This is a genomic window from Verruconatronum alginivorum, from assembly GCF_056590205.1.
Genome location: NZ_JBWPVQ010000001.1, coordinates 4,223,452 through 4,237,159, shown reverse-complemented (window position 1 = coordinate 4,237,159; position 13,708 = coordinate 4,223,452). Strand labels below are relative to the sequence as shown.

Genomic DNA, 13,708 nt, shown 5'->3' with positions numbered 1-13,708 from the left:
TCTATCCCCCGAAATGACGTCGTACCGTCGCCGCCGCCAGCTTCGGGCGGCGGTATTCGTCGTAGAGGCCTTTGTTGTTGAAGCCGCGGGGGCGGGCCAGGACCGGGTTCGGATACTCGGAGGTCCGGCCGTCGGCGAATTGCCAGATGGCGATGCCGAGGAAATGTTCGCGGTTCGCGAAAAGATGCGAAAGCGCCACGTCGAACAATCGTTCCTGGTAGGATTCGCTCCACCGGTCGCCGAAGGTGTCGCGGCAACCGTAAATCGCGCCGCCGCCAAGCTCCGAAATCAAGAGCGGTTTGCCCGCTCCGCCGCGATTGATGACATGCTGTCGGACCGATTCCAATTGCGTGGGAATCTCTTCGATTTCGCCGCCATACCAACCGGGATAGGTGTTGACCGCCACCAGATCGACGAGGTCGAGGCATTCGCACTCTTCAATCCGGTGGAATGCCGCCGTCACCGGTCGGGTGGGATCGAGTTCGCGCAACAGGTTGAGCGCCTCCGCATACGCCGGTCGAACCGACTTATCGTGGGCGGCCCCTTCATTGAAGACTCCCCACATGATCACACACGGGTGATGATTCGCGGCGGCCACCATTTCCCGCACCACGACCGCATGGGCTTTCAGAAAATGAGGATCGGTCAAATGCTCCACTGCCGGTTGCCACGCGGTCGCCTCGCTCCAGACCAAAATTCCGAGTTCGTCGCAGAGATCGAGAAATCGCTCGTCCTGCGGGTAATGGCTCCCCCGGACGAAATTCGCTCCCAATTGTTTGATCCGTTGGAGGTCCGCGACCAGTAATCCCATCGACTGGGTGTGACCATACGGTTCGTTGATCTCGTGACGGCATACGCCGCGCAGATGGAGCGGCTCGTCGTTCAACAACAACCGGTTGCCGTCGACCCGGATCGTTCGAATCCCAAACCGCAAACGCCGCCGGGCTCCCCCAAACTCGACTACCAACTCGTGCAACGCCGGATTCGCCGGGGACCAAAGATCCGCTCCGGGAAGTTCGAACGTTCGTTCGATCACGTCGTGTTCCCCGTACTCCTCCGGTTTAACCCGCTCCTCCAGCTCGATCTGTCCATCGACACGGATCCGCAGCGTCGCCTCCGGCGATGAGGCGCCGCGGTCCAGGATCAGTCGAACCCGCATCCGTCGGCTTGCGAGTTCTTCGGTCGATATATCCACCCGTTCGATACGAGCTGGCTCCAACCTTTCCAACCAGGCTCCACGGGCGATCCCACCGTAGTGATACCAATCGAAATAATCGAGGTGAAGCGGGCAACGGTCATAATCGATTCGGTTGTCGACCAACAAGGCGATGGTGTGCATGCCCGCGCCGAGATCTCCGGCATCCAAGGCGAAGCGGGTGAAACCACCGGAGTGCTCGCCGACCGGACGTCCGTCGACGAAGATTTGGGCCCAATGGTGGACTCCATCGAACCACAACCGGCACGGACCCGGCTCGACCAGCCGGAAATCCCGTTCGTAGCGGACCAAACCCCGTTTCCCGGCATGATCGGGAAAGGTATCGAAACAGCCGGGCACCGGCATCCGTTCGCAACAGGGCGCATTCCAATCGACCGTCGTCGGATCGACGTCACCGAGCCACGCGAAGCGCCAAAGCCCGTCGAGGGATTCGATGTTCGCCGCCCCGACCGGCAACGCAGGAAGGAGAACCGAAGCCGATGTCATGATTCCTTCGATACGCCAGCGATCACTCGGCGAATTGACTTTCGTTGAAGTAATTCATCCATGTGCCGATCCGGACCGAAAAATCGAAAAAGAGCAAGGGGCTTTCGTGGCGCCCGTGATAGAAGGGAGAAGTATCAAGGAGGAGCACAACGTTGCTCGGTTCGAGGTTGCTGACATCCGGATTGTAGGGCCGCCCCGGAGCCAACACCGGATGCCAGGCTTGTGGATTCGCGCCACTGCTGCGCGGCTGCATCCGATACCGCGACCGGCCGACATACCCTCGTTCGGAAACACCGGTCGGACAAAAAAACAGCTGCTCGGCATGAATTTCCACATACGGTTCGAGAGGTTCCCGCCAGGCGTTCCAGTAATTGTTCGCCCCGGAAGAGGTGAACACCGCCGGTGGCGTCCATCCGTCGTGTTCGTCCATATACATCGCGATCGCCAGACCGATATGTCTCATATTGGAACTGCACTTCGTCCGGCGGGCCGACTCCCGGACCTTGCCCACGACCGGAATCAGGATCATGGCAAGAATGCCGATGATCGCGATAACCGTGAGCAATTCAATTAAGGTGAACCCGCGTGAACGCAGCATCCGGCCGCGTAATAAATGTGGTTCTTTCATGGTAACTTCATCTCCATTCTAAGGTTGGAACTTTCCGGTCAACGAATGTTCCGCTTGCCGACCCGTGCCAATCAGGGCGGCGTTGTAAACATCCATTGTTTCAAAGGTGATTTTCAGCGTTCGGTCATTTTGACTGTGATGCAATTTGAGAGTCTCCGTATCCGGCGAGAACGGGGTGACGAATTGCACCGTTTCACCCGGGTCGAGGGTAAGCTCCACCGTGATGTCGCGTAGCGTTTCGCCGCTCGGGATAATCGCCTGATCGTCATGGATGTGACGGACGAGATGCACCATGATTCCGCGGCGGTCGCCGTGGCGACGCTCGGTGACGACCAACTCCAGCGAGGCGAGGTCGGCTTCGTCCGCCCCCGACAAGACGAATTCCGGTTGCAAAACGTCGTGAAACAAATTCCGGGCCGCCTGGCGGGCCACCGGATCGCGATAGCGGGTCAACCAATCGGAAGGTGCGACATGGATCACTCTCCCCTCCCCGACCGCAACTTCGGCAATCGCCGCGTCGCCGTCGTCGTAGCGGGCCAGCACCACGGCATCTTCCCCAACCTCCAACCCGGGAGCCCCGCCGGGCGACCAGTCGGAATATTGCGGATCCTCCAACTTCCGGGTCGGCTCAAGCGGAGTCGACCGCAGATGCAGCGGCCAGCGTTCCGGAAAATAGCGCGCGCGTTCGTCGTGGTCCGGGTTCAGGGCGTAGGCCCGGTTGTCCTGATAACGGTCGATGAAGAGCCATTCGTTGCTGCCGTTGATCTCGACGGCGAGCGCGTTTTCGCCACTCCGCGGCCACTCTTCCGTGAATCGCAACGAGCTCCGCGGTTTCACTTCGGTCAGGGCGATTCCGCTGATCCGGTTGAGCCCGGCTTCGCGCGGTTGTTTGAATGCGTCGAGTTTTCCGGAATCCCCAATGACGATCAATTCGCCTCCGGTCCGTACCCACTCTTCGATGACATCGATTTCCGGGTCGCTCATGACAGTCGCATCCGCTACGATCAGGCGCCGCAACCGTTCGAGTTTTTCGGCGAGCCGGTATTCATGACCCAGTGGAGTGGAGAGCACCCGGACCGGAACGTGGGTGACCGTCGCCATGTAATAGGTGTTGAGTGCCGTGAAATACTGACCGAACGGTCCCGTTCCATGGGTCCAGCCGATCGGGAAATAATCGTTCATCGCGACTGTGAGGTTGGAATAATAAAGTCCCGTGTCCGACACCATTTCCGGGTTGCCGCTATACAACGCCTGATTGTCGCGGACCCAACGGACCATTTCCTGGTAAGCCTCCCGGTTGCCCATGCTTTCGAGATATGAGTGCGCCCAAACCGCGAGATGGTCGCTGCCGTTGGCCAGGTAAGTGGCGATCTGCGGCTTCATACTTTCCGGCGGAGGGTTCTTGAGAGCCAACCGCTCGAGTAGTCCGTTCACGCCGTCGATCCACCCCATCATCGGCATGTCGCGCGGAGTGGAGTCGTCCAGGATCCGCAACATGAACCCGGCATACCTCGGATCTTCGACAAACAAGGTGTAGTAAGGATCGATCCCGATTTGATCAATGTTGTTTCCGAAAACATCCATCGCGGTGGCGATTTCGAAACCGGTCACCGCCCCACTTTCCATCGCGGCGGGAAAGACGTTGATCGCCATCTTCTTTCCGGCTTCGCGGGCGGCCTCGCTGAACATCGTCAACGACTTGGCCAGCGCGCGCTGCCGCTCGTAAACGAAAGCGTGCCAAACTTCCGGGTCCTCTTCGAACGCGTCGACGCTCTCGATCGGACGTCCGGTCCGCTCGCGGACCAAATCGCTCAGGGCTTGGGAAATCGGGAGTTGACGGGCATCCTCCATTCCTCGGTAGCTCCAGAACGGTTCATCAATCATCACCCAGTCGCTCGTGAGCGAGGCGACGGTGCGTCCCATGGCTTCCGCCGCGAGCTGGCGTTTCTCCGCGTGGCCGTGGTCGAACAGGTTCCGTTCAGGATCTTCGATGGGACCGAGCCGAAACAAGACGTTCCCCTCTTCATCGATCACTTCGGGACTGTAGGGCAAACGGATCAAGGTCTTGGTGCCCCAGAACGCGCTGGTCTCGTTCAGTCGTTGCCACATGATTTCCTGGTGAGGCAAGTAATCCAACTCCACCCCGATCTGGTGGAGCCGGGCGAGCATTCGGGCATCGGTTAGCGCCATCGCGTTCCGGTCTTCCATCGAGTGATCGCGGACCATCGCCGACATGAATTGAACGCCATCGAATTTATCAAACGCGATGGCCGGCGATACCATCGCCAATCCAAGAATTCCGCCTGCAGCCGCTCGTGTGATCTTTCCCGTCATCAAATCTTCTCCTGTCTCTTCCTGTTGGTGTGTAAGGTTGGTGTATTGCTGGTTAAATAAAAAATAGGCATCAGCCCTCGGCCGGATGGGATCCGTTCACGGTCACCAGGATCCGTCGTTCGATCCCCGCGCGATTTCGAACGACCAAAACGTATTCACCCGGTTGATCGGCTTGAAGGGTCAACTGATAGGCGCCGGCGCCCTGTTCCGATACCGAGACCGAAAGACCTCCGTCCGGCGAATCCGCTCGGAAGGTGACGCCGTTAGCCGGACGATCCGAATATTGCGCCGCGGCTGCTCCGAACTCCGCGAAAAAATCCTCCCAATCATACGGATCCTGGGAGAATCCGCGGTAACTCCACAGGAACATCCCGTCGACTCCGGTCCCGACCGTCCGGTCGATCAACTCGGCGATGTCGCCCGGATTGAACCCCCGCTCCACCTGGGTCGGCGACTCCAGATACGCCTGACCCCAGAAGATCGACGCCTTTCCCTGGGCATGGGCCTGGGTGCGGAACAACGGCAGAAAGTTTTCCACCCACTCCGGTGCCCGGTCGCCCCAGGCGTTCAAATAAGCGGTAAACTGGATACCCGCCAGGTAGTCGCCTTCCAGCAGCGTTGCCGTATCGACCGCCGTCGCCTCGCGCGCCCTCAGGTAACCTTCATACATTGAATTCGAAACGTTGTCGGGAGTCAGGACGATATGATAATCGACCCCGGGCGCACGACGTTGCACGATCTTTTCAACCATCAACTCCAGCCAGTCGTGCATCATCCGTTGGCGGAATTGCATCACTTTCTCGTAATCCGCCGGATTGGGATTCGCGGTTAAATCGATGTCCGGATACGGTTCGCCGAACATCCGGTAATACGCCTCCTGTTCGGCCGGATGGGCGTGATACAAACGTCCCTCCCGCAGAGCGATCCGGTAATCGCGTTGCGAAGGCTCGTCGAGGATCAAGGCATCGACCCCGCGCCCGTCGACTCCTTGCGCCAAAAAGGTTTCGACCAGATGAGCCACGTAACGCGGATCGTAGAACGAGGCGGTCGAAAGCGCGTCGCCGTTTTCGTCGATGCGGGCCACGTCCGGAATCTGCAAAACCAACTCCGCGCCGTAAGGCGGCGCCACGTTGACGAAGACCCGGAAATCGTTCTCGTGAAACAGTTGCAACAAGGCGACTCGCTCGATGCACCACGTGAGCGGCACCACGATCGTATTGCAATGATGCGCCTTCAAGTCCGCGATGATTTCCAGCACTTCAGCTTCGCTGGTCATCCGCCCGGGTGGAATGTATCCACCAAACAATGGCGTTTCCTGCGCCTGAATCGGGAACTGGGCGGGCTGTCCGGCGGTCAATTGAAGTTCGCTCTCCGACAACCGCAGAAACTTCGACCAATCCCGATCCACCGGTTGAAAACGGGGCGGCGGCACTGTGGAATACGGCAACGGCGTTCCGGTCTTCGTGGTGTTGTAAACATACTGCGCCCATTCGACCCCGACCGATCCGCGGGCGATGACCAACTCATCGATATAGGTGCTCAGCAGGCCGACTCCCCCGCTATCGATTGCCCCGATGAAAAGCTGTTCTCCCCCGTTCAACGGACCGGTTTGCGGCACTTCGTTTTGTACCACTCCGTCGAGTAAAAACCGGACGGTCTGGCCGTCGGCGGTGATCGCCACATGACTCCATTCGTCCATCGGCAATTGAAAGTGCGAAAACGAGGCCGCGCCGGCGACTCCGGGGTTCATCAAACGGAACCACCCGGGAGATCCGGGAACGTTCGCCAGTCCAAAGTTATTGCTGCCAAAACTGATGATCCGGCCGTTGGTGGTCCAGACTTTCACCGGCCTCACCCAGAGCGCGATGCCGAATTTTTCCGCGCCATCGATCACCGCATGGTTGGCGAACCGGATGCGCCCGGTCGCATGATGCCGCCAATCGGTGGTGGCATCTTCTCCATGGATCGCCGAATAAGCCCCGGTGCCGACCCGCTGGACATTCCGATCAATCCCGCCCCGGGATCCCCGGCCGAACTCGCTCCACGAGCCGGTGACATCCCCGGTGCTGTCATCGAACGGCCACAAGCCGACGATCCGCCCCCGCTGATACCATTGATCCACCCACTCGGCATCGGCGGCTCCGTCGTAGAGAACCAGTTCGTCGAAAAAGGTGTCGATGTAGCCGCCGGTCGCTGCGGATTGGGCTCCAAGGTGAATGAAATTCCCCAAGTTGATCCCCTCTCCACCGGTGACGTTGGTGCTATGGACCAACTTGCCGTTGACATACAGCCCGGCGGTCTCGCCGTCGGCCGTGATCGCCACATGGGTCCAGTCCCGGAACGGCAGCCTGATTTGCCGGTCAACCGTGTTCCCCCCCAAACCATTCAATCCAGCGCCTTCCAGAAAGAAACGACTGGTGTCGGTGTAGGTGCCGGCCCGCCGAATCGTCATCCCGAAACCGCCGCCGGTCTCTTCGCTGAAAGTGAGCATCCGCTGGTTTCCAGCCGCCTCCTGGTTGCGGTAAAGCCAAACGGAGATCCCAAAACGGGTGCCCCCATTCAAGGCGGCCGCCTCCTCGCTCAGATTCAGCCGCAACACGCCGATTCCACTGGCGGCGCCGGAGTTGACCGCTCCGGTTCCGACCTGGAAAACGTCATGGCTGATCGGCGGGGTTCCCAGATTCGCGGTCGCGGTGCTCCCGTATCCCGAAGAATCCCGGTAGTCCGTCTCGAAGTGCCAAAGACCGACCACCTCCGCGTTCAAATGGACCGATTCCAGTTGCAAGTAGCTGAAAACTAGAATGATAAAAATGATAGCGCGACCCAAGAGTCGGATGCTTTTCTGCCTGCGACAGCGGATTTTTTTTTCTGGGAGGGTCACCTTCATCGGGAAACTTCGATCTCTGCTAAAACGATCCTTTAATGCGCTTGTGGAGTCCATACTCTTATTGCTCTAATCGTAGAGTGAAACATTCGGAATTGGTGTGGTGGGGAGTCCGGGAACCCCTTACTCGTTGACCCTTCGAGCAATCCGGAAACCGTCGACCTGGGTGCGGAGGTCCGGATAATTGAAATTTCTCACGGTGAGGGCGCACATGAAGTAGCCGGAGCTCCAATCTCCCCCCCGAATGCGTCGATTGGTGTCGTTGGCGGCGTCCCAGCACCACTCCCACAGGTTGCCGCTCATGTCGAAGATGCCGAGTTCGTTCGGGGCTTTCTGACCGACCGGATGGGTTCCCCGCCCTTGGGACAAGCCACAAGCGGCTCCGCTGGAGTTTTCGACATACCAGCCAACCAGGTTCAGGTCGTCGCTTCCACTGAAGGTATGCCCCCCGCTTTGGTTTCCGCCGCGCGCGGCGAATTCCCATTCCGCCTCCGTGGGCAAGCGGTAGCCGTCGGCCGCCGCGTCCTGGGTCACTGTTCCGGCTCCTCTCCGTCCGAATTCTCCGCTCCGGTAAATCGTTCCTTCCCCTTCCAGCAGGTAAACCGGTGTCAACCCTTCCATTTCACTCCGGGCGTTGCACCATTTGAGAACGTCGTACCAGTTGACCGAATGCACTGGGTGCTGGGCGTCGCACCCCGCGCCGATATCGGCTAGATCGTACCCGTGGTCGACGGCCCAGTCACGCACGGTTTGCCACTCCTGCCAGGTCACCAGGTTCCGCCCGAGATGGAAATCCCCGACATCCAGCTCCCCCAGTCCCGAGATCGCCGGCAAAGTCCCTCCAGAAACCGTCACCATGCCCACCGGTGCCGTTTGACTTCCTTGTTCATACCAATCCATCGCCCAGGCGCCGTCGGTCGGACCATCATACAAAACCAATTCGTCCCAGAACGTGTTCAGGTAACTTCCCGATCCGGCATGCAGCGATCCGAGATGGATGAAATTTCCGAGTCTGACCCCTTGCGTCCCGGTATCCGTGATCACGGTACTGTGAACCATTTCGCCATTGATGTAGAGCCCGGCGCTTTGGCCGTCGGCGGTGATGGCGATATGGGTCCACTCCTGGTAAGGCAGGGTAAAGGCTCCGCCCCCAAGTCCGTTCAAACCGGCATTGGCCAGGAAATATTGATCCAGCGGAGTTCCGCTCGTCCGGCGAATATGTAACCCCGTCGGATCCCTCGGCCCCACGGAAAACGCAAACATCCGGGTGTTGCCGGTGGCATTCTGATTGCGGTAAACCCACATCGACAGGCCAAACTCGGTGGAGCCATCGAGCGCCCCCGCCGCTTCGCTCAGGATCAACCGAAGCACGCTAATTTCCGACGCGGCTCCCGAATTCACCGATCCATACCCGACCTGGAAAATTTCATGACTAATCACCGGGGTCCCGAGACTGGTATTGTAATCGGCGGTGCTGCCGTAACCCGAGGAGTCGCTGAAATCGTGATCGAAGTGCCACAATCCGACAATCCGGCCTTCCGGGGCCGGCGGTCCCGGTGGCAGGGTCACGGTCAGGGTGGCGACTTCCGACATCAACGATTCTCCTCCGGAAGTCACTAATACCGAATAATTGCCCGCATCTTCGAGCCGCACGTGCGACCGCTTGAGCGAGGGTCCGGTCTGACGGGGAAGCGGGATCCCATCGAAATACCATTGATACGAGATCGCCGATCCCGCCACCGCCAGGGAACGGAAAACCACGCTCTCCCCCAACTGGGCCGAAGCCGACGCCGGGTGTTCCAGAATCGTCAACGAACCCGGAGGCGGTTGTTGGAAACGCCAGGGCTGCCTCGCCAGTTCATGATCGGCCAACACCGGCAGCTCCTCCTCGTCGACCCCACTCAAGTCGAGGCCGGCCCGGGCGAGGATCCGTCCCGTCAGATCGAAAGTCCCGCTTCCGCCCGAGCCGTTGCCGTCGAGTTCCAACGAGGACGCGAGTTCGAAATCGAGGCCAAACAAGCCATCCAAGCCGGCATCGATCTGCGGCAACAAGGTCGCCCAGATCCTGGCGGATCCATCGACGGCTACACTCGGCCCTTCCGTCGAAAGAGCGGTGATCGGTCCCGACGTTTTCCATTCGTTTCGCGTCGGTTCCCTTGCACTGAAATTCGCCTCCAAGAAGATCCGTTCGGTCTTTTCCACTGCGGCGCTGAAACTGGCCGGCCCCGAGACCTCGACTCCCGCCTCCGCGTCCAGCAAGAAGCCGAGATCGATCCAGACCGGAACCGCTCCCGCTTGTCCGAGATAGACGAGATGCTGACTCGACAGGAGCGGAAGATCGGTCGTCACCGTTTCCTCGGCCGGACCCGCCACCGTGACCGTTGGGGCCACCCGCATCGTGGTCCGTCCGTCGTATCGGAAAAAGAATTCCTCGACCCGCGAATCCTCGATGTCGATCGCCACCCGCAGCGCCGGTTGGGACAGCCAGATTCCCGCCAGATCGAAATCGATCCCTCCGTCGAGGAAATCGAGGGTCTCTTCGAACGCGCCGCCGACGCTGAAGCCGGCTCCCTCGCCCACCAGCGAGCCATCTCCATCGACGGCGAAAACGACTTGCCCGCCGGTTTCCCTGGAACTGGAAATCGAGGCTTGCTCGAAGATTTCCAACAAACCGACATCCGCAGTCTGGACGGTCAACTGACCGGATCCGGGCGTTTGGTCGGCGACCGAAATCACTTGCCGGTAAAAAACTTCGTCCACATGACCCGGGGCGAGATTCGCCAAAAATTGCCCCGGCTGAAAATCCGGAGGCGTGCCGCCGTCATAGTCGAACACCAAGGTGCCGGGCGTGACTCCGCTCAAGCTCCACCATCGGCTCCCGGCCGCCATCGCGCCGGATTCGTCGGCGGACGCCACCGCCGCGAGGACCGCCTGTTGTTCCGGGGTCAGTTGCTGGCCCGCCGCCAACGCTTCCGGACTGCCGAGGACCAAAAGATCACCCGCCAACTTTGGCTCCTGTTCGAGCCGAAACGACCACGCGTGGCTGCCCGCGTTTCCCAGAGTGTCGGCGACGACGAGATGGACGCCGACATGGGCCCCATAGGCCCCGAGCGGAATGTTGCCCCGGTCGAAAATCAACGTCCCGTCCACATACGAAAGTTCCGGATCGCCCAGACCGAATGTTCCAAGTCCTCCGACGGCCAACGAAATCGTGGCGGGATCGATTCCGCTCCAATCCATCAATTCAATCACCAACGGCGAGACACGTGACACCGCGAAACTGCCAGCCTCTGGAAAACGGCCCGCGATCGTCGGTGCCTGCTCGTCGATCGGAATGATCCGGAAAAACCGCGCCGCCTGGCCGACGGTGGAAAACGGCAACGAATCGACCACGGTCGCGGCTTCCACCGGATAACCGACCACCGTTTCCCAGGCCCCGGGGTCCGACAAATCCGTCGTCGTTTGCACTTCATACCGCACTCCCGGGACGGTTTCCCAAACCAGCTGATGCGTCTCCTCCGTTCCCGCGGGTCCCGGCAAAATCACCGGCGGTCGCGCCTCCGCCGCCGACAGAACAGCCCACACCGTCACCGCCGCGGCAAAGATTCGAATCCACCAGGAAGCGACCTTGGGGTAAACTTTCGGACATTTTCTCATCCTAATTTAAATTGAAACCGCATTCGGTCGGCTGGAAGCCAACCCTCCGATTTGATTCGTGAGCACTGGGAGGGATGGCATCCTGCCGTCCGCAGTGCGTAAGTAACGGCGTGAGCACCGCATTTGGTCGGCTGGAAGCCAACCCTCCGATTTGATTCGTGAGCTCTGGGAGGGATGGCATCCTGCCGTCTTCTCGTATTCGGTCGGCTGGAAGATCCTCCGTTGTTTCCCCAGACTCTTCATTCGTGTTCATTCGTGTCTATTCGTGGTTAAAAAAACGATGCTTCTCACCGTCGGACCACCACCGGAATCACTTGTTCAATCCCCGCCCGGTTCCGCACTCGCAAGGTGAACTCGCCCGGCTGGGCGCTTCGAACCGCTAGATCATACCGACCATTCCCCTTGGGCGAGACGTCCAGGGAAATCGTCGCCTCCGTCGGATCAAGCGCGAAGGTCAATCCTTCCGCGGGGCGGTCCCGGTATTGTCCCGCGGTTTCCGCGAACTCCTTGAAGAACTCCGGCCAACCGTATCCTTCCCGGGAAAAGCCGCGATAACTCCAAAGGAACACCCCATCCACGCCCTCACCGACAGTGACGTCGACCAATCCGCCGATCCCTCCCGGATGAAATCCTCGGCTCACCTGGGTCGGCGATTCCGTATAAGCCTGAGCCCAGAAAATCGAAGCTTTGCCCTGCTCGTGCGCCCGGGTCTTGAACAAAGGCAGAAAACCAGCCACCCACTCGGGATCCTTGTCCCCCCAGGCATTCATATAGGCGGTGAACTGAATTCCGCGGAGCCGCTCGCTTTGCAACAATGTTTCGACATCGACCCCGGTCGCCTCCCGACCTCTCAGGTAGCCGGCGTAGCGGTAGTTGGTCACGTTGTCCGGAGTGAGCACCACATGATAATCGACTCCCGGTGCCCGCAACGCGACGAGTTCTTCGACCAGATCCAACCAGTCGTGCATCATCTTCCGGCGAAATTCCATCAACCGGTCGTAGTCGGCGCGATCGGGCGGATGGGTGTTCAAATTGAGCTCCCCCAAGGGACGGCCATGCATTTGCCGATACGCTTCCTGCTCTGCGGGATGCGCGTGATACAGCCTTCCTTCGCGCAGGGCGATCCGGTAGTCGCGGTGCGACGGTTCGTCCAAAATCAGCGCGTCGATCCCCCGCCCTTCCAATCCTTCGGCGAGAAAATTCTCCCGCAAATGTTCGATAAAGCGGGGATCGTAAAATGAAGCGGTCCGCAGCGAATTCCCTTCGCCGTCCCGTTGCGCGGCGTCCGGGACTTGCCGCACGAAATCGGCCCCATACGGAGGCGGCAGGACCACGAAGACCCGGAAGTCGTGTTCGTGAAACAACCGCAACAACGAGGCCCGCGCGATGCACCACTCCAGCGACACCATAATGGTATTGCAATTGTGGGCCTCCAAGTCGCGGATGATTTCCCGCACCTCCTCTTCGTTGCTCATCATCCGCGACGGAATGTATCCACCGAACAATGGCGTTTCAGTCGCCGTGATCGACAGCCGTTTGGTCTGCGAGGCGGTCAACTCCAGCCGGTCGTGCGACAACCGGAGAAACTTTCCCGGATCGCGTTCCACCGCGACAAACTCGGGCGGAGCGGGTGGTTCATACGGCAGCGGCTCGCCGGTCCGGGTCTGCTCATAGACACCTTTCACCCACGCCGCGTCGACCGGTCCCCGTGCCAGCACCAACTCGTCGATCCAGGTTCCGAATAAACCGACGCCCCCGCTGTCGAGCGCGCCCAGATACAAAACACTCCCGCCTTTCAGCGGACCGGTCTGAGGGACTTCGTTCACCAGTTCGCCATTGACCAGGACCCGGACCGTTCCACCGTCGGCGGCCACCGCGAGGTGACTCCATTCGTCGAGTGGAAGGTCGAGCGGAGAAAGCGAATCCGCCGCCGCGAACCCCGGATCGGCCAACCGAAATCGCCCCTCCTCTCCCGGCACCGCGGCCAGACCGAAGGCATTCCGGCCAAAGCTGAAAACCCGTCCCTCCCTCGCCCAGGACTTGACCGGACGTATCCACAAAGCAATGCCGAAGGCCTCGGCCCCATCGATCTCGGCGTGATTGGTTAACAGGATCCGCCCGGTGGCATGGTGCCGCCAATTACTGGCCGACTCCTCCCCGTGGACCGCCGAGTAGGCACCGGACCCGACCTTAAATTCCTCGCGGTCGATCTTGCCCCGCGATCCGCGCCCGAAACCGCTCCACGAACCGGTGGCATCATCCATGTTCTCGTCGAAATGCCACAAACCGACGATCTCGATCTCGCCGTCGCTGGCAGCCGCGAGGGAAGTCGCCGCCACGCTGATGGCGAGAATCAGCGCGAGCGGCCGATAGAGGGTGATTTTCATTCGTTCTTTGAATTTTTCGTTTATGGCATCGGCTGCTGCAATTCGTGCAGAAACACACCCCACCGCTCTAGCGAGCGGTCCCCCCCTCTCAAGAGGGGAACTTCCTCTACGCTGAT

6 protein-coding genes are annotated in these 13,708 nt (G+C 60.0%); all 6 read right to left on the bottom strand.

Features of this window, described 5'->3' with window-relative positions; translation table 11 throughout:
- Position 1: 1 nt before the first annotated feature.
- The 6 genes from ACWUI2_RS15175 to ACWUI2_RS15150 all read right to left on the bottom strand — a co-directional run bounded on the left by ACWUI2_RS15175 (position 2) and on the right by ACWUI2_RS15150 (position 13,592).
- Positions 2-1,702: a glycoside hydrolase family 2 protein gene (locus ACWUI2_RS15175; RefSeq protein WP_486983697.1), complete on the bottom strand. Its 1,701-nt coding sequence runs from the start codon at positions 1,700-1,702 to the stop codon at positions 2-4.
- Positions 1,703-1,724: 22 nt separating this feature from the next.
- The gene (locus ACWUI2_RS15170) at positions 1,725-2,330 is read right to left on the bottom strand and encodes a type II secretion system protein (RefSeq protein WP_486983696.1); all 606 of its coding nucleotides are present in this window, start codon (positions 2,328-2,330) and stop codon (positions 1,725-1,727) included.
- An 18-nt stretch (positions 2,331-2,348) separates the two neighbouring features.
- A complete protein-coding gene (locus ACWUI2_RS15165; RefSeq protein WP_486983695.1) occupies positions 2,349-4,664 on the bottom strand; it encodes a hypothetical protein in 2,316 nt (771 codons plus the stop codon).
- A gap of 70 nt (positions 4,665-4,734) precedes the next feature.
- The gene (locus ACWUI2_RS15160) at positions 4,735-7,491 is read right to left on the bottom strand and encodes a LamG-like jellyroll fold domain-containing protein (RefSeq protein WP_486983694.1); all 2,757 of its coding nucleotides are present in this window, start codon (positions 7,489-7,491) and stop codon (positions 4,735-4,737) included.
- 180 nt (positions 7,492-7,671) lie between these two features.
- Positions 7,672-11,205, bottom strand: coding sequence for an SUMF1/EgtB/PvdO family nonheme iron enzyme (locus tag ACWUI2_RS15155; protein ID WP_486983693.1), 3,534 nt, complete (start codon positions 11,203-11,205; stop codon positions 7,672-7,674).
- Positions 11,206-11,492: 287 nt separating this feature from the next.
- A complete protein-coding gene (locus ACWUI2_RS15150; protein ID WP_486983692.1) occupies positions 11,493-13,592 on the bottom strand; it encodes a LamG domain-containing protein in 2,100 nt (699 codons plus the stop codon).
- Positions 13,593-13,708 lie beyond the last annotated feature (116 nt).